Source organism: Qipengyuania proteolytica (genome assembly GCF_019711565.1).
GTDB classification, from domain to species: domain Bacteria; phylum Pseudomonadota; class Alphaproteobacteria; order Sphingomonadales; family Sphingomonadaceae; genus Qipengyuania; species Qipengyuania proteolytica.
Window position 1 is genome coordinate 829,111 of the sequence record NZ_JAIGNN010000002.1, and the last position, 21,442, is coordinate 850,552.

The 21,442-nt window shown below is 64.5% G+C and carries 20 protein-coding genes, 1 other RNA gene and 1 pseudogene; 13 read left to right on the forward strand and 9 right to left on the reverse strand.

Features of this window, described 5'->3' with window-relative positions:
- Positions 1-18 precede the first annotated feature (18 nt).
- Together K3172_RS13095 and K3172_RS13100 are read left to right on the forward strand one after the other, a co-directional pair.
- Positions 19-210 (forward strand): hypothetical protein, encoded by a 192-nt coding sequence (locus K3172_RS13095; protein WP_221590729.1) that lies wholly within the window; start codon positions 19-21, stop codon positions 208-210.
- A gap of 147 nt (positions 211-357) precedes the next feature.
- Positions 358-1,944 (forward strand): recombinase family protein, encoded by a 1,587-nt coding sequence (locus K3172_RS13100; protein ID WP_221590731.1) that lies wholly within the window; start codon positions 358-360, stop codon positions 1,942-1,944.
- A 55-nt stretch (positions 1,945-1,999) separates the two neighbouring features.
- Here K3172_RS13100 and K3172_RS15830 read toward each other — a convergent pair.
- Positions 2,000-2,347, reverse strand: a pseudogene (locus K3172_RS15830) (glycosyltransferase); the annotation flags it as partial.
- A gap of 347 nt (positions 2,348-2,694) precedes the next feature.
- Here K3172_RS15830 and nhaA point away from each other — a divergent pair.
- A complete protein-coding gene (gene nhaA / locus K3172_RS13110; protein WP_221590733.1) occupies positions 2,695-3,921 on the forward strand; it encodes a Na+/H+ antiporter NhaA in 1,227 nt (408 codons plus the stop codon).
- 1 nt (position 3,922) lies between these two features.
- On the opposite strand, the gene K3172_RS13115 is transcribed toward nhaA, so the two are convergent.
- Together K3172_RS13115 and K3172_RS13120 are read right to left on the reverse strand one after the other, a co-directional pair.
- The gene (locus K3172_RS13115; RefSeq protein WP_221590735.1) at positions 3,923-4,360 is read right to left on the reverse strand and encodes a VOC family protein; all 438 of its coding nucleotides are present in this window, start codon (positions 4,358-4,360) and stop codon (positions 3,923-3,925) included.
- A 274-nt stretch (positions 4,361-4,634) separates the two neighbouring features.
- Positions 4,635-5,393, reverse strand: coding sequence for a TorF family putative porin (locus tag K3172_RS13120; RefSeq protein WP_221590737.1), 759 nt, complete (start codon positions 5,391-5,393; stop codon positions 4,635-4,637).
- A gap of 276 nt (positions 5,394-5,669) precedes the next feature.
- On the opposite strand from K3172_RS13120, the gene K3172_RS13125 reads away from it, so the two are divergent.
- The gene (locus K3172_RS13125; protein ID WP_221590739.1) at positions 5,670-6,473 is read left to right on the forward strand and encodes a metallophosphoesterase family protein; all 804 of its coding nucleotides are present in this window, start codon (positions 5,670-5,672) and stop codon (positions 6,471-6,473) included.
- A 41-nt stretch (positions 6,474-6,514) separates the two neighbouring features.
- Here K3172_RS13125 and K3172_RS13130 read toward each other — a convergent pair whose 3' ends face one another.
- Positions 6,515-8,569, reverse strand: a complete 2,055-nt coding sequence (locus tag K3172_RS13130; protein ID WP_221590742.1) for a S46 family peptidase — start codon at positions 8,567-8,569, stop codon at positions 6,515-6,517.
- A 99-nt stretch (positions 8,570-8,668) separates the two neighbouring features.
- Positions 8,669-9,081, reverse strand: an RNA gene (rnpB, locus tag K3172_RS13135) — RNase P RNA component class A.
- A 159-nt stretch (positions 9,082-9,240) separates the two neighbouring features.
- Between rnpB and K3172_RS13140 the strand changes: the two genes are divergently transcribed.
- Entirely contained in the window at positions 9,241-9,555 is a 315-nt protein-coding gene (locus K3172_RS13140) for a hypothetical protein (protein WP_221590744.1), read from the forward strand.
- 12 nt (positions 9,556-9,567) lie between these two features.
- Here K3172_RS13140 and K3172_RS13145 read toward each other — a convergent pair whose 3' ends face one another.
- From K3172_RS13145 to K3172_RS13155, 3 genes are read right to left on the reverse strand one after another with little or no spacing between them, the layout of a single operon-like run.
- Entirely contained in the window at positions 9,568-10,272 is a 705-nt protein-coding gene (locus K3172_RS13145) for an N-acetylmuramoyl-L-alanine amidase (RefSeq protein ID WP_221590745.1), read from the reverse strand.
- A gap of 40 nt (positions 10,273-10,312) precedes the next feature.
- Positions 10,313-10,972 (reverse strand): histidine phosphotransferase family protein, encoded by a 660-nt coding sequence (locus tag K3172_RS13150; protein ID WP_221590746.1) that lies wholly within the window; start codon positions 10,970-10,972, stop codon positions 10,313-10,315.
- Between the two features lie 34 nt (positions 10,973-11,006).
- Entirely contained in the window at positions 11,007-11,402 is a 396-nt protein-coding gene (locus K3172_RS13155; protein WP_221590747.1) for a M67 family metallopeptidase, read from the reverse strand.
- Positions 11,403-11,418: 16 nt separating this feature from the next.
- On the opposite strand from K3172_RS13155, the gene K3172_RS13160 reads away from it, so the two are divergent.
- The 7 genes from K3172_RS13160 (at position 11,419) to K3172_RS13190 (ending at position 17,152) form a co-directional block, all read left to right on the forward strand.
- The gene (locus tag K3172_RS13160; protein WP_221590749.1) at positions 11,419-12,363 is read left to right on the forward strand and encodes an RluA family pseudouridine synthase; all 945 of its coding nucleotides are present in this window, start codon (positions 11,419-11,421) and stop codon (positions 12,361-12,363) included.
- Between the two features lie 140 nt (positions 12,364-12,503).
- The gene (gene rpoH, locus K3172_RS13165) at positions 12,504-13,391 is read left to right on the forward strand and encodes an RNA polymerase sigma factor RpoH (RefSeq protein WP_221591199.1); all 888 of its coding nucleotides are present in this window, start codon (positions 12,504-12,506) and stop codon (positions 13,389-13,391) included.
- A 71-nt stretch (positions 13,392-13,462) separates the two neighbouring features.
- Positions 13,463-14,131, forward strand: coding sequence for a monofunctional biosynthetic peptidoglycan transglycosylase (gene mtgA / locus K3172_RS13170; RefSeq protein ID WP_221590750.1), 669 nt, complete (start codon positions 13,463-13,465; stop codon positions 14,129-14,131).
- A 169-nt stretch (positions 14,132-14,300) separates the two neighbouring features.
- Positions 14,301-15,218, forward strand: a complete 918-nt coding sequence (locus tag K3172_RS13175; protein ID WP_221590751.1) for a cation diffusion facilitator family transporter — start codon at positions 14,301-14,303, stop codon at positions 15,216-15,218.
- The gene (locus tag K3172_RS13180; RefSeq protein ID WP_221590752.1) at positions 15,218-15,787 is read left to right on the forward strand and encodes a sigma-70 family RNA polymerase sigma factor; all 570 of its coding nucleotides are present in this window, start codon (positions 15,218-15,220) and stop codon (positions 15,785-15,787) included. The genes K3172_RS13175 and K3172_RS13180 overlap by 1 nt, the downstream gene beginning before the upstream one ends.
- Complete coding sequence (locus K3172_RS13185) at positions 15,784-16,491, forward strand: anti-sigma factor (protein ID WP_221590753.1); 708 nt, start codon at positions 15,784-15,786, stop codon at positions 16,489-16,491. The genes K3172_RS13180 and K3172_RS13185 overlap by 4 nt, the downstream gene beginning before the upstream one ends.
- Positions 16,492-16,582: 91 nt before the next feature.
- The gene (locus tag K3172_RS13190; protein ID WP_221590754.1) at positions 16,583-17,152 is read left to right on the forward strand and encodes a fasciclin domain-containing protein; all 570 of its coding nucleotides are present in this window, start codon (positions 16,583-16,585) and stop codon (positions 17,150-17,152) included.
- Positions 17,153-17,264: 112 nt separating this feature from the next.
- Here the strand turns inward: K3172_RS13190 and K3172_RS13195 are convergent, their stop codons facing one another.
- Positions 17,265-19,736 carry a TonB-dependent receptor gene (locus K3172_RS13195; RefSeq protein ID WP_221590755.1) on the reverse strand — a complete coding sequence of 824 codons (2,472 nt, stop codon included), beginning with the start codon at positions 19,734-19,736 and terminating at the stop codon, positions 17,265-17,267.
- Positions 19,737-19,953: 217 nt separating this feature from the next.
- Here K3172_RS13195 and K3172_RS13200 point away from each other — a divergent pair, with 217 nt between their 5' ends.
- Positions 19,954-21,414: a tetratricopeptide repeat-containing sulfotransferase family protein gene (locus K3172_RS13200; protein WP_221590756.1), complete on the forward strand. Its 1,461-nt coding sequence runs from the start codon at positions 19,954-19,956 to the stop codon at positions 21,412-21,414.
- Positions 21,415-21,442 lie beyond the last annotated feature (28 nt).

A 21,442-nucleotide genomic window follows, 5' to 3' on the forward strand; every position in this document is an offset into this window, starting at 1 on the left:
ACTCCGAAGGAAGCGGAGGTGCTCGACCTCTGGGACAACGGCTTCAGCACACGGCAGATCGCCGAGCGTACCGGGCGAAAGCTCAAGGAAGTCTCGAAACTGGTCATGATGTACCACGCGGGTGGCGACGGCGGCGAAGCCAACAATTCGATCAGGAACGGTTCGCGCTGCCTGCTCGACGCGCTGCGCCGCGAAGGCTTCGCAGCCTGATGGCCACCCGCGCCGCCCCTTCCGTGCGTCCTCCCGCACCCGGCGCGGCCATCGACTTCGCGCGTGCCCTTGCGCGCGCCCACGTTGCGCGGGACATTGCCGCCACCGGCGCCGATTCGGCCGCCGGTGCCGCCACGAAAGCCGCCCATGCGCACGCTGATCTACGCCCGCTACTCTAGCCAGCTGCAGAACCCGCGCTCGATCGCCGCGCAGGCCGCCGCCTGCCGCGCGCGGGCCGAGCAGGAAGGCTGGGAAATCGTCGGCGAATATTCCGATGCCGCGATCAGCGGCGCCGCCGGGATAGACGATGCCCAGCGCCCCGGCCTCGCCGCCATGCTCGCGCGGATCGAGGCGCTGCGCGGCACCCCCGCCGCCGTCCAGCAGGTCCTGACCGAAAGCACCGACCGCATCGCCCGCCACCAGGGCGACGCCTTCGCCGTGCGCGAGCTGCTCGAGCATGCCGGCGCCCGCCTCTTCACCCTGATGGACGGCGAGGTCGACGAGATCACCGGCACCATCAAGGGCCTGCTCGACGCGCGCATGCGCAAGGATCTCGCCGCCCGCGTGCGCCGCGGCCACAAGGGCAACATCGCCGAAGGCCGCGCAGCCTCGGGGGTGGCTTACGGCTATCGCAAGGTTGCCAGGCTCGACGAGAAGGGCGAGCTCGTCCGCGGCCTGCGCGAAGTGGACGAGGAGACCGCCGCGATCGTGCGCCGGATCTTCACCGAATACGATGCCGGCAGCAGCCCGCGCGCCATCGCGAACGGCTTGAATGCCGATGGCATCCCCGCCCCGCGCGGTGCGATCTGGCGGCCCAGCACGATCATCGGCCACCGCAAATGCGCCTTCGGCGTACTCGCCAACCCGATCTACATCGGCCGCCTGCAATATGGCCGCTCGAAAAGCGTCCGCGACCCGCGCACCCGCGCGCGCAGCACCGCGCCGGGGGATGGGCCGGTGGTGGAGGGCGAGGCCCCGCACCTGCGCATCATCGAACAGGACTTGTGGGACCGCGTGCAGGCGCAGATCGAGGAGCGCGCGACCGGCCCCGCCCAGCGCCAGCGCCGGCCGAAACACCTGCTGTCGGGCTTGGGCGAATGCGGCACCTGCGGCGGCAACTGGATCGTGGTGGCGACCGGATATTTCGGCTGCAGCACCTTCGCCGGCGGCGGCAAAGGCGCCTGCACCAACAACCGGATGATCAAGGCCGAGGATTACGAGCGCCGCGTGCTGGCCGAACTGAAGGCCGAGCTGCTCGACCCCGATGTCGTTGCCGCCTACCTCGACGAATATGGCAAGGAGCACGCGCGGGTGCGCCGCGAGGCAGCCCAGAACCACGCCCTGCTCGATCGCCGCGCCGCCAAGGCCGAGGCAAAGGTCGCCCGCCTCGTCGCCGCCATCGCCGACGGCGGCGGCGAATTCGCCGAAATCAGGGAAGCGCTCGCAGCAGCAAAGGCCGAGGCCGAGACCATCGCAAGGGAACGCCGCGCGCTCGACGCCATCCCCACGATCGCACTGCATCCCGGCCTCTCCCGCCAGTACCGCGCAGCAGTCGAAAACCTCGAACGCGAACTGGCCGACGAGACGACAAAGGCGCAAGCGGCCCCCAAACTGCGCGCCCTAATCGCGAAGATCGTCCTCTCGCCCAAGCCACCCCCGGCCAAGCGCGGCGTCGTCCTGGAAGTGATCCGCCACATCGAAGAAACCCTGACCGCCCTCCAGCGCCAGGCCTAAACTCTGGTAACGCACAATGCATTTCGGCAAATTCGTCCGAATAGTGACTGCCGACCAGCCGCGAATCGGATTGCGGGAGGGCTAGCACGGGGAGCTGTACGAAATCCGCCGTGTCGAGCGCATGGTCCAGCAGCGGCAGCGCGGCGGGATCGACCATATCCTCCGCATCGTGGAGCAGGACCATGCGCGCCTCCCTGCCCGAGCGCCGCTCGTCCTCGCGAAGCGCCGCATAGAGCCGGTTCAGGCAATCGGCCTTGCTGGTCGGCCCATCGACGCCGTGGATCACGAGACGCACCCGTGCATCCCCGCGCGCTGCGGCCATGGCCGAGGCCAGCGTCTGCGGGTCGTTGCGATAGCAACCGACGTAGACCCGCAGCTTCGAAAACCGCCACACCGACAGCATGTGGTGGATCGTCGGCCCGATGACTGCCGATTCCTGCCACGCCGGGATGAAGACTGCCGCAGGACCGGCGAGCTCGCGGGCGGCAAGATCGTCGTCTCGAGCCTCGGGTGTCCGGATGCGTCGCCCCAGTCTCTGCCAGATGTAAACAAGATCGATGGCGAACTCGTCGAGCACGCCGATCGCGAAAAAGGCTGCCGTGAACAGCAAAAGCTCGCGATGCACGAGCAGAAACCACTCGCCGGCAGTGAATGCGACTGTGTGCAACCCCGTTATCCCCTTGCCGGACTTGTAACGAAACGACAGGCCCCTTGCAACGTGTCGCGGATTGCTCAAAGAGCGCTCGCAAGATGACCGAACGCCCCTCAGCCTTTCGCCTCGTTTTCGCCCCCGTTCGCGCGCTCTTCGTCAGCGACGCATCGGCCGGCGTCCTCCTCATCCTGGTAGCGGCAGCGGCGATGCTGGCGGCAAATTCGCCGTTCCACGAGGAATATGACTCGCTCTTTCATGGCGCGCTGTTCTCCGCAGAGACCTTCAAGCTCAACACGCTGCATTTGTGGATCAACGATGCCCTGATGGCGGTGTTCTTCTTCGTCGTCGGACTGGAGGTTAAGCGCGAGTGGATCGAAGGGCAGCTGTCCTCGCCGGCCCAGCGCCGCCTGCCCGTGCTGGCAGCGATTGCTGGCATGGCCTTCCCGGCGCTGATCTACGTGTTCTTCGTCAAGGCCGAAGCGTCCCCGGAACTACTGCGGGGCTGGGCCATCCCGGCGGCCACCGACATCGCCTTCGCGATGGGCGTGCTTGGGCTGCTGGGCAATCGCGTTCCCGCTTCGTTGCGGCTTTTCCTCCTGACTGTGGCCATCGTCGACGACATCGGCGCGGTGCTGGTGATCGCGGTGTTCTACACGGCGAACCTGAAGCTCGGCTATCTGGCGGCTGCCGCGGTGGTGACCGGAATCATGTATGCAATGAACCGGTTAAAGGTTGCCCAATACTGGCCGTACATCCTGCTTGCCGTCGTCCTGTGGTATTTCGTGCTCAATTCCGGCGTGCATGCCACGATCGCCGGGGTGGTTGCGGCGCTGACGATCCCGATGGTGGGTCCGGACGACGAAACCATGGTGGAACGGATGGAACATGCACTCGCCCCGTGGAGTGCCTATCTCATCGTACCGGTCTTCGGTTTCGCGAATGCGGGGGTCGATTTCTCGACCATGGGCCTCGACGGCGTCCTGGCGCCGCTCCCCCTGGCAATCGCTGCAGGCCTGTTCCTCGGCAAGCAGATCGGGATTTTCGCCGCCATCTGGGGCGCGGAAAAGAGCGGTTTCGCGCTGCGTCCGGACCAGGCCACTTGGCCAGAGGTATGGGGCGTGTCGATCCTGTGCGGGATCGGCTTCACCATGTCGCTGTTCATCGGCGAACTGGCTTTCCCCGGCTCGCGCGAGCTGATCGACGAAGCGAAGATCGGAACTCTGCTCGGCTCGCTCATTTCGGCGATAGTTGGCTTCACGATCCTGCGTATGACGACGACGCACCCGGACGATCCGTGCTCGCCCTATGTGGACAAGCAGGGCTGACCTACCAGCTGCCGGTATTCTCCATGGTGGCCCAGGGTTCCTGCGGCTCGAGATAGCCGTCCTGCAACAGCTCGATCGAGATGCCGTCGGGCGTGCGGACGAAGGCCATGTGCCCGTCGCGCGGTGGACGATTGATGACGTGGCCGGCGTCGGCGATCCGCTGGCAGGTGTCGTAGATATTCTCCACCCGATAGGCGAGATGCCCGAAATTGCGGCCGCCGCCGTAGGCTTCCGGCGCGCTCCCGTCCTCAGGTGGCCAGTTGTAGGTCAGCTCAATCTCCGCAGCGCCTTCCTGCCCGGGCGCCGCGAGGAACACGAGCGTGAAACGCCCTTTCTCGTTATCGAAGCGGCGGACTTCCTTTAAACCGATCAGCTCGAAGAAGGCGACCGTGGCATCGATGTCGCTGACGCGGATCATGGTGTGAAGATATTTCGGCACTGGAACTCCGTTCGACTGAATGAGCACTGGGCTCTAGCATGATAAACGAAGGCCCGCGCGCTGCGCAAACGCGCGAAACGCGGCGTGGCCGCGCTATCTTGTCGGATGTTCCAGATCGGCCACGGTCGGGTGAGGGAGAGGTCGGCGAGGAAAGTGTGGGCCGTAGACCGCGCTATAGCAGGTCGTTCGCCCCGGCGTCGCCCGGATCTGCCAGACGCCTCCAACATGCGGAGTTGGGGACGGGCCATCACCCGCCCCCAGCCCGGCTGGTCAATCAGAAGCTGGCGGAAAGCGTCGCCACGATCGCATCGTCGGTGAAGCCATCGATCGAGGGACCTTCGACGCCGACGTAGGCCACGCCGGCTTCGAAATTGCCATGCGACACGCTGGCGCCGATCGACCAGTCGAGACCGGTGTCGTCGGCGGTTCCGGCGAGCAGCGGCGGCGCCAGAACGCCGTCGGTGTAACCGAGGTGGCCGGTCAGCGTGACCGGCGTGCTCGGCAGGCTGAAGCCAAGATCGGTGTAGAGATAGAGGTTGTCCTCGCCGCCGAGCGAATCCTGCTTCCAGGCATAGGCTGCGCCGACCGTGGCTTCTGCCGGACCGAGGTTGAAGCCGACGGACGCGTAGGGCTCCCAATAGTCCGTATCGAGGCCGAGGTCCTCGGTCGGATAGAGATAGTAGAGAATACCGACGTCGACGCTGACGGCATCGGTCAGCTGGCCACCCCAGCCGCCGTAGAGGTCGACTTCGAGGTCACCATAGGCCGGGCCGCCCTTGATCGAAGAGGCCCACGTCCCGACGTAGAAGCCGCTGTCATGCGACACGTCGAAGCCGCCTTGCAGCGCGGGATCGCCGCCCGACAGCGATACGCCGCGGAAGCGATAGTCGGTGGTCAGGGCCACATTGGCCGAGACGGAAACGCCTTCGATGCCCTCTTCGGGCGCTTCGTCCTGCGCGAGGACGGGCGTGGCGGAAATCAGGCCCGCGGTCGCGAGCGAAACGGCCATGAGGCCGCGAAAGGACGTCAGCATTACAAACTCCTGTGCGAGTGTCGCTTCGTCCCACCTGCGAATCCGTCGGGGCCTCTTGTGACGGCTCCTCGTCCGGATACGGCAACATTAGTGCCTTGATCGGCGGGTCGACGCAAGATTGGCACAGCAAAGTTTTTGCAGATGCGTCAAAAGCTGTGGCCTTTTCGCAACTGCACAATGGCGTTTTCAGCGAAGGTTGTCGCCGGAGGCGCTAGGCCCTATCTGACGCCGCACCCGCGCCGCCCTGGCCGCACATATCGAGTCACCAGAGCCACGATGCTTCGTTCGCTTCGCCAACTGTTCAAGGAACGCCCTGCCGATCGGCGCGTCGCAAGCGTGCCCGAGGGCGAGCGCTATTATGTCATCGGCGACATCCACGGGCGGCTCGACCTGTTCGAGGCGCTGATCGAGGCGATCGAGGCGGACGATGCGGCGCTTGGTGCAGCGTCCACCACAGTGGTCCTCCTCGGCGACCTGATCGATCGCGGCCCCGCGAGTGCGGGCGTGATCGAGCGGGCCCGGGACTGGGGCGAGACCCGCAAGGTCCGCTATCTCGCCGGCAATCACGAGGAAATGTTCCTCGAAAGCTTCAACGACAAGGAAATGCTCCGCCACTTCGTCAAGCACGGCGGGCGCGAGACGATCCTCAGCTACGGTATCAAGCGCAAGCAGTATAACGAGCTGACGATCAAGGAATTGCAGGCCGAGCTCGTCAACATCGTGCCTGCCGCTCACCGCCGGTTTCTCGAAAGCTTCGAGGACATGATCGTCGCCGGCGATTACGTCTTCGTGCATGCCGGCCTCAACCCGAAGCGGTCACTGGAAGACCAGAAGCGCGGCGACCTGCTGTGGATTCGCGAACGCTTCCTCAAGCACACCGAGCCGTTTAGCCATGTGGTCGTTCACGGCCACACCATTTTCGAAGGGATCGAGCGGACCGATCACCGCATCGGCATCGATACCGGTGCGTTCCGCACCGGGCGCCTCAGTGCTCTCGTGCTCGAAGGCGACACCAGGCGCACGATCCAGGCCGTCGAAACCGACGGCAGCGTCCGCGTCGAAACGGCGACGCTCGACTGACGGGCTTCAGGCGCCGGGCCGATCCCGGCGCCTGCCCGTCCTCATTTCGCGCGCAGTTCCTTCACCAGCGCGGGCGCCGGATAAATCTTCTCCAGCGCTTCCTGCACCGCATCGGTCGATACCACAACCGTGCGGTTGAGCGTGCCGTCGTAGCCGTAGTTACCGCCCAGCGAGTGGATGTTGCCGTCGAAGGCCGCGCCGATGACCGTGCCTGAGCGATCGATTACGGGCGAGCCCGAGTTGCCGCCGATTATGTCGTTGGTGGTGACGAAGTCGAACGCTGCAGCCTTGTCGATCTTCGCTTCGTTTGCTGCGAACCCCTTGGCCACGTCGAACGGCGGCGCGCCTGTCGCGCGCTCGAACGTGCCGCCCATGGTGGTCATGATCGGCACCTGCTGGCCGCGCTCTTCCCAGCCCTTCACTTGCCCGTAACTGATGCGCAGCGTGAAGGTCGCGTCGGGATAGAGGCTTTCGCCATACGCTGCGAAACGCGCATCGGCGAGCTGGCCACCGGCGATCGCGAGCGGACCCGAATAGCTTTCGTTCACCGCATCGCGCAGGGCGCGCTGCCGGTCGGCTAGTTGCAGGGCGTACCGGATCATCGGATCGTCGGAGGCCTCGACCGCGGCTTGCCCCCCGTCCCACAGCGCCTTGCGCACAGCCGGATCGGCCAGCTTGGTGCCGGTGACCAGTCGTTCGGCCAGCCCCTCGGGGCTCTCCTTGCCCAGCAGCAGGCGGCTGTCCGGATCGTCGACACCCAGATACTCGCGCGCCTTCGACAGGCTCCAGCCCATCATCAGTTCGTCAAGCCAGGGATAGACCGGGCGTTCGTCGAGCAGGCGCTTCTCGGTCAGCGGGAGCGCGCTGTCGGTAAAGCCGGGCAGGCGCTCGCCATTGGGCTTCGCGCGTTCCTGCGCCGCAAATACCAGCGTCGAGGCATAACCGAACAGGTCGCCGGACGGGGTGAGGAAGCGAGACGGCAAGTAGAGCGCGCGATAGGCATCGACCGCTTCATCCACCGCGCTCCAAGGATCGCCGGTTTCGGCTCTGCCTGCGCTCTTCGCACGCAGATCCGTTTCGGCTGCAGCGAGCTTGGCAGTAAAGGCGGGATCGTTCAGCGCCTTTGTCCGGCCGATGTAGACCTTGAGGCCGTTCTCGATCCCGTTAAGCGTATCGAGGCCTTCGCGCTCCTTCTCCGGGCTCTCCTCCATCGCGGTGATCAGGCGTCCGCGCAGCTCGGACAGCGTCGTCAGCGTGACCGGCAGGCGAACCTCGCGTTCGAAGTCGAGTTGGCTTTGCGTATAGAGGCGGCTGGTCGAACCGGGATTTCCGACCACGAAGGTGACTTCGCCTTCCTTCGGGGCGCGGGGATTCCATTTCAGGTGGCCCGGAGTGGATACCGGCTTGCCGTCCTCGTACGCGCGCAGGAAACTGGCATCGAGCGAGTAACGCGGGAAGTTGAAGTTGTCGGGATCGCCGCCGAAGGTCGAGGCGCGGTCCTCGGGCGACCAGGCAAGGCGCACGTCCGAATATTTGCGGTAGGTGTAGAGCTTGTACTGGCCACCGCCGAACAGGGTGACCACCTGACAGCGGGTGGTAGCTGTATCGGTGCAATTGGCAGATTCGATTTCAGCGATCCTGGCGTCGCGTGCCTTGGTCAGCGCTTCACCCGCAAGCCCTGCGAAGGCGCTCTTAACGTCATCGGTCACGTCGGTTATCGCGGTGACCACCTCCGCCTGTTGCCCCGGACATTTCAGTTCGAGATCGCGGCGGTCGGCGACATAGCCCTTGTCGAGATAGTCCATCTCGGCAGTCGAATTGTCGTAGAGACAGCTGGCGACGCAGTGGTGATTGGTGAGAATCAGACCGTCGGGGGAGACGAAGCTGGCCGAACAGCCACCGGTCAGGCGCACCGCGGCGGCCTGCACCTTGTCGAGCCACGCCTGGTCGGGCGCCCAGCCATAGGCCTGTTCCATGCGTTCGGCCGGGAAATTGTCGAACGTCCACATGCCCTCGTCGGCACGGGCTGCGGTGGCGGGAAGCGCGAGCGCGAGGGCAAGCAGGGATGCGCCCAGCGGGCGGCGACGGATGGTCATGATGGCAGTCCTCTCGATGCACGAATGCGATGCCGCGCAATCGGCGGATTCGCCCATCATGTCCAGAGCTTGCGGACGAACCGGCGATGCGGGTCGAGGAGTGCCAGGGGGCCTGTAAGCCGGGTTCTGTCTCCGCAGACGGTATCCGAAATTCGGACCGTATCCGCGGCGGCAGCCATTCGTCTGGGCCATGGATCGCTCCATGGCTCAAGCAGCCAACCCGGGCGGTCGATGCGAAACACACCTGCCGTTGCCCCGAAGGACTCTGGCGCGCCGCCCCTATTCGGCCTTGCTCCGGGTGGGGTTTGCCATGCGGACCGCGTTACCGAAGCCCCGGTGCGCTCTTACCGCACCCTTTCACCCTTGCCTGATCTCCCGGAGGAGCCATCGGCGGTATGCTCTCTGTGGCACTTTCCCTCGGCTTGCGCCGGGCGGGCGTTACCCGCCACCCTCGTATCGTGGAGCCCGGACTTTCCTCGGATGCGAACATCCGCGGCTGCCCGGCCCCCTGGCCGGGGTGCAGATAGGCGCATGGAGCGGTTTCGCCAAGGATAAGCTGTGCGTCATATGCGGTCAGTCTGTCGCTCGGCACATTGTCGCAAAGGGTGGCGACGCTAATGTAATCGCCGCCTCGCCAAGGATCGGGGCGTTCAAGGGAAGGGTTCGCATCTGTGAAAATCATCCGCCTCGTCGGCGCGCTGGCGCTCGGCACGATAATCGTTCTGCCTGTGGCTGCTTCTGCCGACGATCCCAACGACCCTGCAATGAGAACGAAAGCGGCGCGGGAACGTGACGCGGCTGAAATCCGTCGCCTCAACCGCGAGCAGTTGCGGCATGTCCGCGCCCGCGATGCTCAATATGCAAAGGGTTGGGCAGCGACCCGCGCGTCATCGGCTGCCCGGCAGGATTACGAGCGGGCGATGGCAGAGTGGCGACGCGCCGTCCGCCTGTGCCGGGAAGGCCGTCACGAATACTGCGCGCGCTAGGATACTTCGCGATCAGCGATGCGCACCCCGGTCCCTGTCCAGCAGCAACTGGAACAGGATCGCGCGCACCTCGCCGTCGACTTCGCCGTCGATCTTGTGCGGGCGCCAGCGGCGCTGGAAGGCTTCGACCGCCTTATGGCCGTCTGTGATGTCGTAACCGAAGCGTTCGAGCGCGAGGTAGAAAGCGCCGTCATTGTCGAACGGGTCGCCCAGCTCGATCTTCGGAGTCGGCAGGCAAAGGCCATATTCTGCGAGGCGCTCCCACGGGAACAGTTCGCCGGGATCGATCTTGCGCTGCGGGGCGATGTCAGAATGGCCAAGGACGTTGGCGCGCGGGATATCGTGCGTTCTCATGATCCGCGCGAGCAGTGGCACCAGTGCCTCGAACTGCGCCTCGCTAAAGTCGCGGTAGCCGTGCAAATGGCCCGGGTGGTCGAGCTCGATCCCGATGCTGACCGAGTTGATGTCCTTGTGCCCGCGCCAGTAGGACACACCCGCGTGCCAGGCACGCTTTTCTTCCGGCACAAGCCGCGTGACCGTGCCGTCCTCGGCAATCAGATAATGTGCGCTGACCTTGGCGTCGGGATCGCACATCCGTTCGAGCGCGGCCTCGGGACCGAGCATTTCGGTATAGTGGAGCACGACGATCTCGATCGGCATCGTGCGCTCGTCGAAATTGGGCGACAGGCGCTCGGCATGGACGAGCTCATCCGTCATGTAATGGTCCGATCGGCCCGAGCTTGCCGAAGCGCCTCGCTCACCCGATGAGGCCCTCGCCTTGCGGCATGACCGCGCCGAGCAGCAACGCGTCGGCCGTGCGCTGGTACTGAATGCCACCGCCATTCTGCTCGGCGAGGAGGTGGAGCATGTGCGCGGCCGCTGTCCGGCTGGACAGTTCCGACCGGCCGAGAGTACCGTCGAGTGCCTTTCCGATCGTCTCGTCGAAAGCGATCTTCGGGCCCGAAGCGCGCACGACGATCTCGCTTGCCCCATCGCGCTCTTCGGCACCGATGTCGAGCGAACCGCCCCGCACCAGCGCATCGATGGCGATCTGGGCGAAATTGAGCAGCACCTTCACTGCCGGCTTGCCGAGCGAATTGTCTGCCAGCGCCCAGTTGATCTGAATGTTGGGCTTGTCCGCCACCAGCGCCTGGATGAGGGCCTTGGGCTCCTCCACATCCACACGGTCGCCGAACCCGCCGGCGGCGCCGAAGGCCAGGCGGAAGAATTTCAGCTTGGTGGTGGAAATCGCCGCGCTCTGTTCGAGCAGTTGCATGACGTTGGCGCGCATTTCAGGGTCGGTTTCGAGCGCCATGAGCTCGAGACCGTTGGAAAGTGCCCCCACGGGGCTGAGCATGTCGTGGCACAGCCGCGAGCAGAGCATGGCGGCAAGGTCGATCGATTGGCGGTCGTCCATCGGGATCCCGGTAACTGAATGTTGAGTATGCGTCTTAGCGAGGCGTCGCCACATAGGGAAGCGGATCGAATCCCGCATCCCCGAAACGCCAGAATGACACTCGACCCGCCGCGACGATCGCCCAGACCATCCCGTCGCGCGCCGCCATAGCGGCATCCGTGGCTGAGGGTTCGGACCGACCATTGGGGTGCGAGTGGTAATAGCCCACGACCTGCGGCCCTCCCTTGCGCGCCACGCGGTGGGCATCGATCAGAACCTGCGGGTCGATCTCGAACTGTGTGGCGGGTTGGGGATGGACGTTGGCGGCGGGTTCGCTGGCGGAGATCGTCCGGTCGGTGCCAAGCAGGATACCGCAACACTCTAGAGGGTGCGCACGGGTCGCTGCCGCCAGCAGGCTGTCGATCACCGCGCTTGAGACTTCAAGTGTCATAGCGCATGGCCCTAGCATGGCCGAGAGCGAAATCATCACCGGAACGCTTGCTGCGGGGGGCCGGCTCGACAAGGCGCTGGCTGAAGCATGCGGGCTATCGCGCGAGCGGGTGAAGGCGCTCATCGCCGCTGGGGCGGTCGAGGTGGACGGCAAGGTGGCGACGTCGGCCTCTGCAAAGCTCTCGGGCGGCCCGAGATATTCGCTTACGCTCCCCCCGCCCGAACCGCTTGCCGCAGAGCCGCAGGACATTCCGCTCGAAATCGTGTTCGAGGACGAACACCTGCTGGTGGTGAACAAGCCCGCGGGGATGGTCGTCCACCCAGCTGCGGGCAATCCCGACGGGACGCTGGTCAACGCCTTGCTGCATCACTGCGCAGGACAGCTCTCGGGGATCAATGGGGTAGCGCGCCCTGGCATCGTTCATCGGATCGACAAGGACACGTCGGGCCTGCTCGTAGTGGCGAAGTCCGATGCGGCGCACGAAGGGCTGGCGAAGCAGTTCGCCGATCATTCGATCACCCGCCGTTACCTCGCAGTGTGCGCTGGCCAGCCAAGCCCCCCTGCCGGCACGGTATCGGGTCGCATCGGCCGGTCGGACAAGGATCGCAAGAAGATGGCCGTGCTCCCGGACGACAGCTCTCGCGGAAAGCACGCGGTAACCCATTACGAAACCCTGCAACACCTCGATCACGCTGCGCTGATCGAATGCCGCCTTGAGACCGGGCGCACGCACCAGGTCCGCGTTCACTGTGCGTCAATCGGTCATCCGCTATTGGGGGATCCTGTCTATGGACGCACTCCCAAGGCCCTCAAGGCCCTTCTCGACGAGCTGGATTTCCGCCGCCAGGCGCTCCACGCCGCACGACTCGGATTCATCCATCCGGTCAGCGGCGAACCCTTGGATTTCCGCGCCGAATTGCCCGCCGACATGCGGGAACTCATCGACGAAACCGCTCGTTGAAATCGATGAAACGCAGTGCAAATCCGGGCAGTTTTTGCTATATGTAACCGCAGTGGCCCGAAGACCGGATGCCCATCAGGGGTCCGGGTGCAGAGGTCGACGCTAGAAAGGTCAGGGTTTAAGTGAGCAATACCAAGGCAATGAGCGTTCCGGCGCTCGGCGGTGAGCAGAGCCTCAACCGCTATCTCTCCGAAATCAAGAAATTCCCGGTGCTGACGCAGGAGCAGGAATACATGCTCGCGAAGCGCTACGAGGAGCATGAGGATCCCGAAGCTGCAGCGCAGCTTGTAACCTCGCACCTGCGGCTCGTGGCGAAGATCGCCATGGGGTACCGCGGCTATGGCCTGCCTGTTTCGGACCTCATATCCGAAGGCAATGTCGGTCTGATGCAGGGCGTCAAGAAGTTCGAAGCCGATCGCGGTTTCCGTCTCGCCACCTATGCCATGTGGTGGATCAAGGCCTCGATCCAGGAATACATCCTGCGATCATGGAGCCTCGTGAAGATGGGCACCACCGCTGCGCAGAAGAAGCTGTTCTTCAACCTGCGGCGGATGAAGAAGAACCTCGACGCTTACGAGGACACTGATCTCCATCCGGACGATGTCGCCAAGATCGCAACCGACCTCGGCGTGCCCGAGCAGGAAGTGATCAACATGAACCGTCGCATGCTGATGGGCGGCGACGGTTCACTGAACGTGCCGATGCGCAACGGCGAAGACGGCTCGGGCGAATGGCAGGATTGGCTCAAGGACGATGGGCCGCTGCAGGACGAACTCGTCGCCGACGCGCAGGAAAGCGAAGTGCGTCACGAGATGCTGGTCGAGGCGATGGACAGCCTCAACGAGCGTGAAAAGCACATCCTGACCGAGCGGCGCCTGACGGAAAATCCCCAGACGCTGGAAGAGCTGTCGCAGGTTTACGACGTCAGCCGCGAACGCATCCGCCAGATCGAAGTGCGGGCTTTCGAAAAGCTGCAGAAGGCCATGCAGCGCATTGCCGGCGAAAGGCTGTTGCCGGGCATCGCCTGACCGGCAGCAAAATCACCAGACATGCGGCGCTCCGGCTGGTCCGGGGTGCCGCTTTTGATTAGGACGCACAGATGCGCTGGCTGGTCCGCTTTCTGTTCAAGGTCATGATCGGCTTCCTGGGCCTCAGCCTGACGCTGGTGCTGCTGTTCAAATTCGTGCCGGTACCTGTGACCGCAACCATGGTGATGGACGGGAACGGCATCACCAAGGACTGGGAATCGCTCTCAAACATTGATCGCAACATGGTCCGCGCGGTGATTGCGGCAGAGGACGGCAAGTTCTGCAGCCATGACGGGTTCGACCGCGAAGCGATCGAGCAGGCGATCGAGCAGAATGCCCGAGGCGGGCGCATTCGCGGTGGTTCGACGATCAGCCAGCAAACCGCAAAGAATGTCTTCCTGTGGCAGGACGGGGGCTATTTCCGCAAGGGGCTGGAGGCTTATTTCACCGTCCTGATCGAACAGATCTGGGGCAAGCGACGGATCATGGAAGTGTACCTCAACGTCGCGGAAACGGGCATCGGTACCTATGGAGCGGAAGCCGGCGCGCAGCGGTATTTCGGCAAGTCCGCCGCCAGCCTGACGCCCACCGAAGCGGCGCGCATGGCCGTCGCCCTGCCCCTCCCCAAGGAACGGTCGGTAAAGAACCCCGGCGGCTGGCTGCGCCGCCACGGCAACAGCATCGCCGCCCGCGTAGGGGTGGTCCGCCGCGACGAACTCGACGCCTGCATTTACGAATAGCGCGGCGCTTTCAGGGACTTGCGCCCCTCCCGTTAAGTTGTATGTTATACTGTAACACAGAATGATATTCCATATCTAACTGTTTTGGAACGATTTTTCTTGTCCAGTGTAGATCGACTGCCCTAATCGACGGGCACCACACGGCAGGCTGGAGCGGACGAGCGGATCGATGGGGCACGCGCACGCACATCATCGGGCAGACGACCATGGCCACGGCCATGCCCACGCCCCGGCCGATTTCGGCCGTGCCTTCCTGATCGGGATCCTCCTCAATACCGGCTTCGTCATCGTCGAGGCGGTCTATGGCTGGATCTCGGGCTCGATGGCGCTGGTGGCCGATGCCGGGCACAATCTGTCCGATGTCCTCGCCCTGCTGCTAGCCTGGGGCGCGAGCATCGCCGCCAAGCGCCCGCCGAACGAGCGCTTCACCTACGGCTACAAGAGCTCGACTATCCTCGCCGCACTCGCCAATGCCGCGCTGCTGCTGGTCGCGATCGGCGCAATTGCCTTCGAGACCGCGCATCGCTTTGCCGAACCGATTGCGGTCGAGGGCAAGACGATGGTGATCGTCGCCGGCATCGGCATTGTGATCAACACCGCCACCGCGCTGCTCTTTCTCAAAGGGCGGCATGACGACCTCAATATCCGTGGCGCTTTCCTGCATATGGCGGCCGATGCACTCGTCAGCCTAGGCGTCGTGCTCGCCGGCATCGCGATCCTTGTGACGGGTGCCAGCTGGATCGATCCGGTAGTCAGCCTCGTGATCGTCGCCGTCATCGCCTGGGGAACCTGGGGCTTGCTCAAGGACAGCGTGGCGATGAGCCTGCTCGCCGTGCCGAAGGGCGTTTCCGAAAAGGCCGTACGCGGCTATCTGTCGGGCCTCCCCGGTGTCGCCGCGGTGCACGATCTGCATATCTGGGCGATGAGCACCACCGAAACCGCGCTGACCGCGCATCTCGTCATCCCGGAGGGCCATCCCGGCGACGGCTTCCTGCGCGAGATCGCGCACGAGCTCGACCATCACCACCGCATCGGCCACGTCACCATCCAGATCGAGCGCACGCGCGCTTGCGAAAGCGGGTGCTGATGCAGCGCGCGAGCGAGGAAGCCCGCGCCAAGCTGCGATCCGCCATGCACCGTCTTGCAGTCGGGGAACGCGCTGCTCTCGAGGAGATATACCGCGCCACATCGGCGAAACTATTCGGCATCTGCCTCCGTATCTTGGGTGACGAGAAGGAAGCAGAGGACGCATTGCAGGACGTCTACCTCACCCTGTGGCGACGCGCGGATCGCTACGACCCGGAGCGCGCCAGCCCGATCGCCTGGCTGGCGACTTTCGCGCGCAACCGCGCGGTCGACCGGCTGCGCACGGGCAAGGTGCGCCGCGGTTCGGTGTCCGTGGCTGACGCCGAGCCGCTCGCCGACACCCAGCCATTGGCCGAAGCCATGCTGATCGATGCCGAGCGCGAGGCCCGGGTCCACACCTGCCTCGACACGCTGGATGAAACCCCGCGCGATGCGATCCGGACCGCTTTCTTCGAAGGCAGGACCTATGCCGAACTGGCCGAGGCGCAGAAGGTGCCACTGGGCACGATGAAAAGCTGGATCCGCCGCGGTCTGGCCAAGCTCAAGGCCTGTATGGAGGCGGGCGAATGACCGAAGACAAACGTCCCGACCCAGTTCTGGCGGCCGAATATGCGCTCGGCCTGCTCGAGGGTGACGAGCTGCTGGCCGCGCGCGCCCGCGAAGGCAGCGATCCGGCGTTCGCGGCAGAAGTAGCGCAGTGGCAGGATCGCCTCTCGCCGCTGGCAGACGAGATCGATCCGCGCTGGCCGCGCGACGAAGTCTGGCAGCGGATCGTGGCCGCTCTGGGAACCGAGCCGGCAGTCGCCGAGGTGATCGCGCTGCGCCGCAAGGTCAGGCGCTGGCAGTGGATCGGGGGCGCCGCTGTTGCAGCTTCCGTGGCGATCGCCGTGTTCTCGGCCACATTCCTTACAATGCCCACGACTCCCGCGCCGCAAAGCCCTCCGCTCGCAGCTGTCATGCCCATCGAAGGGACTCCGCTGCGGATCGACTTCACCTATCTGCCCGACCGGGAGAGCCTCCTCGTGACTGCGGTGGGTCTCACCGCCGATGGCGTCCACGACCACGAAATATGGCTGGTGCCGCAACAAGGAGAGCTGATTTCGCTCGGGCTTGTCACCCCCGGCGTCGTCACCGCGCATAGCGTGCCGGAAGACATCGGTCGCCAGATCGCAGGGGGCTCGCAGCTTTTGCTCACCCGCGAACCGCTCGGCGGCAAGCCGCCTGCGCAGGTGGCCGGACCCGTCGTGGCAGAGGCACGGTTCACGGCGATCTGAGATTTTTTCACGATCGCGGTGCATCCATCGCTCCGGGTCGCCCGTAACTCCCACACAAGCTGGACGGGGCTTGAAGTCAAAGGAGTTACAGATGACCATTTCGAAGAAACTCAAGGCCGCTGCCCTCGCCTCGATCGCTGCGACGGGTGCTTTCGCTCTCGCCACCGCTTCGCCGGCGCTGGCCGATCATCACGGGATGAAGGCCGAAAAGGCGCAGCCCAACATCGTCGAGGCCGCGGTCGGCACCGGCGTCCACACTACCCTGGTCGCAGCCGTTCAGGCGGCCGATCTGGTCGACACCCTGTCAAGCCCCGGCCCGTTCACCGTGTTCGCGCCCACCGACGACGCCTTTGCCGCGCTGCCTGCCGGCACGGTCGACACGTTGCTGCAGCCCGCGAACAAGGACCAGTTGACCAATATCCTCACCTACCACGTGGTCGCGGGCCGCATTCCGGCGGCACAACTTACGCAGGCGATCCGCAAGGCCGGCGGCAGCTACGAATTCGAAACCGTGGCGGGCGAAACGCTGACGGCGAGCTTCTCCGGCGACAATATCGTTGTCACCGACGGCGCAGGCCGGACCAGCACCGTCACCATGGCCGATGTGAAGACCACCAACGGCGTGATCCACGTCACCGACGGCGTGTTCCTGCCGGGCTGATCAACAACTTCCCCAAGGGTGCCGCGAATGTACCCCCATTGCGACGCGGCACCATACGGCCCCGTCCGGCGCTTCACCCAAGGCCGGACGGGGTTTTTTCGTTCGGTCGCGATCAGCCGCCGAAGTCGTACGTCATCCGCAGGCCGATGGTGCGCGGCGCAAGCACGAATTCGCCGAATGTGCGCTGATAGACCGGATCGCCGTTGATATCGGCGAGCACCTGGTTGTAATCCGGGTTCCCGCGGACACCGCCGACGGCGTATTTGTTGAACACATTGTCGGCATAGAGCGTCAGGCTCCAGCTGTCGGACTTCGCCGAAACCGCCACATTGTGGATCGAGAAGCCGGGGATCTTGTAGCCATTGCCCCGGTTGCCCGCGGTGCGCAGCACGTTCGACTGAGCGGTGAAGCCGTAGCTTAAGCCGAGATCGATCGTGTCGGTAACCGGCGTTTCGTACTTTGCGAAGAACGAGCCCTTGTGCTTCGGCGAGCCCGGCAGGCGGTCGCCCGCCTTCCCGTCGAGGCGGTCCTCATTGCCACTCGGGTCCAGCGGCGCGCTGAAGCCGGGCGGGACGAAGTACGCGATCAGGTCGATTGCATCCTTCGTGAAGGTCGGGTCGGTGTAGGCATAGCTGCCGCTGAACTGCAGGCCGCGGATCGGCTCCCACGATGCGGCGAGTTCGAAGCCCTTCGATTCCGCGCCAGCCCCGTTGACGGTGATCGGCTGGCTGCCGTTGACCGTGGCCGAAGACACCTGCGGCCCATTCCACTTGATGTAGTAGAGCGCGCCGTTGAGCGTGATCGTGCGGTCGGCCAGCTGGCTCTTGAAGCCGAGTTCGTAATTGTTGGTCGTATCCGGGAAATACTGAAACTCGTTCGGCAGGGCGCAAACGATCTGTGTATTGGGCAGCGGGTTCGGGCACAGGGCGACGCCATTGGCGCTGCCGATGCGGAACCCTTCCGAATAGGTCGCATAGACCAGCACATCGTCGGTCACGTCGAAGGAGGTGTTGAGCTTGAAGAGGAAGCCGTCGTCCTGCTGGCCCACGTCCTGGAAATCGAGCACGATCGAATCGGGATCGTCCCCGTCGAACACCGTCCGGAACAGCGGGATATCGACCGCCGAACTCGCCTGGAAATCATAGTCGTAATAGCGGATGCCGCCGGTCACCGACCAGCGGTCGGTGATGTCGAAGGTCAGCTCGCCGTAGAAACCGAGTTCCTCCAGCTTCTGCTCGTCGACCGAGAAATATTCGAGGCTGTCGGGCCGCAGCTGGATGCCGCCGAATTCGTCGACCGCGAACTGGTCGAAGCCGGGGGTGAATTCCTTGCTGAAGCCGGAGAAGCGGAAGTTCTGGTAGAACCCGCCGACGATCCACTGGAACGGACCGCCGTGCTGCGACACCAGCCGCACTTCCTGCGTGAAGGCGCGGATGTCGCTGTCCTCCAGCGTGAAGGAGGTGAAGTTGGGGAAAGCTTCATAGCTGTATTCGAGCGCAATCAGCAGGTCGGTCTGGTCCCGCTGACCGGTCTCGTCCTCCGTAGCCCAGCCGGTGGCGCTGGTCAGCTGTGCGAAGCCGAGATCGGCGGTCGCTTCCACCGAGAACAGCTGGGTCTTGCGATCGTTCGGCTCGGGAACACGCATGGCCGATTCGTACTTGCCGAGCTCGACCGGGAGGGTCGTGATCGCGCGGTTCGACAGCTGCCGACCGCCGGTTTCCTGGTCCTGCAGCGTATAGGCGAGTTCGACATCGAACCAGTCGGTCGGGGCAGCGCGCAGGACCGCGCGCGCGGTCAGCGTCTGTTCGTCATTCACGTCCTTCAGGCCATTGAAATTCGACGCATCGCCAAACCCGTCGGGGTTCGAAACACCGACATTGGCGACGGCGTACGGATAATCGATGAAGCCCTTGTCATCGAGATAGTCCAGCGACCCGCGAAAGGCGAGCTTGCCCGGAACGATAGGCACGTTGAGCGTCGCCCCGGTATCGTGGCTAATCCCGTCGCCATCCTTGATCGTGTAGAGGTCGGCGCGGACGCTGCCCGAGAAACTGTCGAGATCGGCCTTGTTGGGGATGTAGCGGATGGCACCGCCCAGCGTGCCAGATCCATACAGGGTGCCCTGCGGCCCGATGAGGAATTCGACGCGCTGCACATCCTTCAGGCGCAGGTCCACCAGCAGCGGGACTTCACCGAGGTATGTCCCGACCGTGCCGCCATTGCCGCCGCCATCGTTTGAACCGAGCGGATCGGCGCTGAGGCCGCGGAAAACGACCAGCGAATTGTTGCGCGCGCCGTTGTCGACGAAGAAAACGCCCGGCACCAGGCGCGAGGCCTCGCGCAGGTTGAACGCACCCTGCTCCACAAGGTCTTCGGCAGTCACGGCGGAAATGTTGAAGGGAACGTCCTGCACCGATTCTTCGCGCCGTGTTGCGGTCACGATGATGACATTCTCATCGGTCGCCTGGCTGGCCGAGGCCGTGTCGGCGTCCTGCGCCAGCGCGGGTGCGGCATAGGCGGTGGCAATCATGCTGCTGCTCAGCAGCGCAGCGCGGGCGATGTGGCCGGTTGTTCTCGTTTTCATATCTTACTACCTCATGCTTGGGCGGTTCGCAGATCCGCCCCTATGTTGCATGGCAACACACGCCGGGATTCAGACGGGTTCGGCGTAATTTGTCAACGCCACGACAGGATGAACCGACATTTTCGATCTTCAAAGTGCACGAAAGCAACTGTTCGCCGGGAATTTCCATGCCGCTCATGTTGCAGCGCAACGTGCAATCAAGGAAGACCCGACTGCCGTGGAGGCCGTGCTGGTAATGGCGGCGATCGCGGTAGAACATGGCAATGGTCCGGGCGCTGAGCGGCTGTGTGCGGTGGCGGCGGGCACTGGCCATCGCAGTTGCTGGCTGGCGGTGCTCGAAGCGCGGGTGGCGTTGCTCAAGCAGGACCAGGACCGCGCCCGCGAAAGGGCATTGGCGGCGAGCGCGCTGGGTACGGACGATCCGCATATCGCCAACCAGCTCGGTGTGGCGCTTTCCCGGACCGGCCGGCATGCCGAAGCTGTCGGGCCCTTCCGGCAGGCGGTCGACGGGGTGCCGGACAACACCGATTACCGCTATAATCTTGCTGTGGCGCTGCAATTTGCGGGGGATCTGGCAGCGGCCGAATACGAGTTTCGCGATCTGGTCGCCCGCGATCCGCTCCACGCCAAGGGCTGGGTCGCGCTGGTGCAGCTCGCGCGGGAGCCGGAGCCGGACTGGGACGCGCGGCTGGAAACCCTGTTCGCTGCGAGCAAGGATATCGAGACACGGCTGACGATCGGTCACGCCCTTGCACGGCTGGCGGAGGGACGCGGAGAGTGGGACGCTTCGCTTGCCTGGCTGGACCGGGCCAAGGCCGCAAAGGCGCGTGAAGTGAGGCACGACAGGGTTTTCGCCGAAGCCTTGGCCGCATCTGCCATCGCTGCGGCACGGGCGGGCGACTTTGCAGCCGAGCCGCGGGGTGACGAGCGGCCTGTCTTCATCGTCGGAATGCCGCGCAGCGGGACCACACTGGTCGAACGGATTTTATCCTCGCATCCCGAAGTGCGTTCGGTCGGCGAACTCTCCGACTTCGCGATCCTCCTAAAACGCGCGCTCAGGACGCCGGGACAGCTGGTGCTCGAACCGGCGCTGCTGGATGTAGCTGCCGAGGCGAGCAGCCTGCTCGCCGTCGGCGATACCTATCTCGAGCGCGTTGGACGACTGGCAGGGGGCGCTCCCCATTTCATCGACAAGATGCCGTTCAATGCCTTTTTCGCCCCCGCCATCCTTCGCGCCCTGCCCGGGGCAAGGGTCATATGCCTGCGCCGATCGCCCTTCGACGTGCTGTTCGCCAACTACCGTCAGCTCTTCGCGACCGGGTTCAGCTATTACAGCTATGCCTACGACTTCGGCGACACCGCGCATTTCGTCGCCGGGTTCGAGCGGATGGCGGACGCTTTTGCCGCAAGCCTGCCTCCCGCCCGCTTCCTTCCGGTGCGGTACGAGGATGTCGTTGCCGACCAGCGCGGCCAGACCGAGCGGCTACTCGATTTCTGCGGGCTCGTGTGGGACGATGCCTGCATGGACTTTCATCGCAACGCCGAGCCTGTCGCGACGGCAAGCGCCGTGCAGGTCCGCTCGCCCATCTACGCCAGTTCGGTCGAGAAATGGCGTCGCTATGGCGAAGGGGCCGAAAGGGCGATCGCCGCGTTGGCCCTATACGGACTGAAGCCCTGACCACCTTGTGGTCAGGGCTTCAGAAATT

Bases quoted from the DNA above. Each gene is read 5' to 3' on its own strand.
- K3172_RS13120 (WP_221590737.1), bottom strand. From the start codon at position 5,393: ATGCTGACGTCCTTTCGCGGCCTCATGGCCGTTTCGCTCGCGACCGCG.
- K3172_RS13160 (WP_221590749.1), top strand. From the start codon at position 11,419: ATGGCCGAGAGCGAAATCATCACCGGAACGCTTGCTGCGGGGGGCCGG.
- K3172_RS13195 (WP_221590755.1), bottom strand. From the start codon at position 19,736: ATGAAAACGAGAACAACCGGCCACATCGCCCGCGCTGCGCTGCTGAGC.
- K3172_RS13185 (WP_221590753.1), top strand. From the start codon at position 15,784: ATGACCGAAGACAAACGTCCCGACCCAGTTCTGGCGGCCGAATATGCG.
- K3172_RS13130 (WP_221590742.1), bottom strand. From the start codon at position 8,569: ATGACCATCCGTCGCCGCCCGCTGGGCGCATCCCTGCTTGCCCTCGCG.
- K3172_RS13145 (WP_221590745.1), bottom strand. From the start codon at position 10,272: ATGACGGATGAGCTCGTCCATGCCGAGCGCCTGTCGCCCAATTTCGAC.
- K3172_RS13180 (WP_221590752.1), top strand. From the start codon at position 15,218: ATGCAGCGCGCGAGCGAGGAAGCCCGCGCCAAGCTGCGATCCGCCATG.
- K3172_RS13155 (WP_221590747.1), bottom strand. From the start codon at position 11,402: ATGACACTTGAAGTCTCAAGCGCGGTGATCGACAGCCTGCTGGCGGCA.
- nhaA (WP_221590733.1), top strand. From the start codon at position 2,695: ATGACCGAACGCCCCTCAGCCTTTCGCCTCGTTTTCGCCCCCGTTCGC.
- K3172_RS13150 (WP_221590746.1), bottom strand. From the start codon at position 10,972: ATGGACGACCGCCAATCGATCGACCTTGCCGCCATGCTCTGCTCGCGG.
- K3172_RS13125 (WP_221590739.1), top strand. From the start codon at position 5,670: ATGCTTCGTTCGCTTCGCCAACTGTTCAAGGAACGCCCTGCCGATCGG.
- mtgA (WP_221590750.1), top strand. From the start codon at position 13,463: ATGCGCTGGCTGGTCCGCTTTCTGTTCAAGGTCATGATCGGCTTCCTG.
- K3172_RS13100 (WP_221590731.1), top strand. From the start codon at position 358: ATGCGCACGCTGATCTACGCCCGCTACTCTAGCCAGCTGCAGAACCCG.
- rpoH (WP_221591199.1), top strand. From the start codon at position 12,504: ATGAGCGTTCCGGCGCTCGGCGGTGAGCAGAGCCTCAACCGCTATCTC.
- K3172_RS13190 (WP_221590754.1), top strand. From the start codon at position 16,583: ATGACCATTTCGAAGAAACTCAAGGCCGCTGCCCTCGCCTCGATCGCT.
- K3172_RS13175 (WP_221590751.1), top strand. From the start codon at position 14,301: ATGGGGCACGCGCACGCACATCATCGGGCAGACGACCATGGCCACGGC.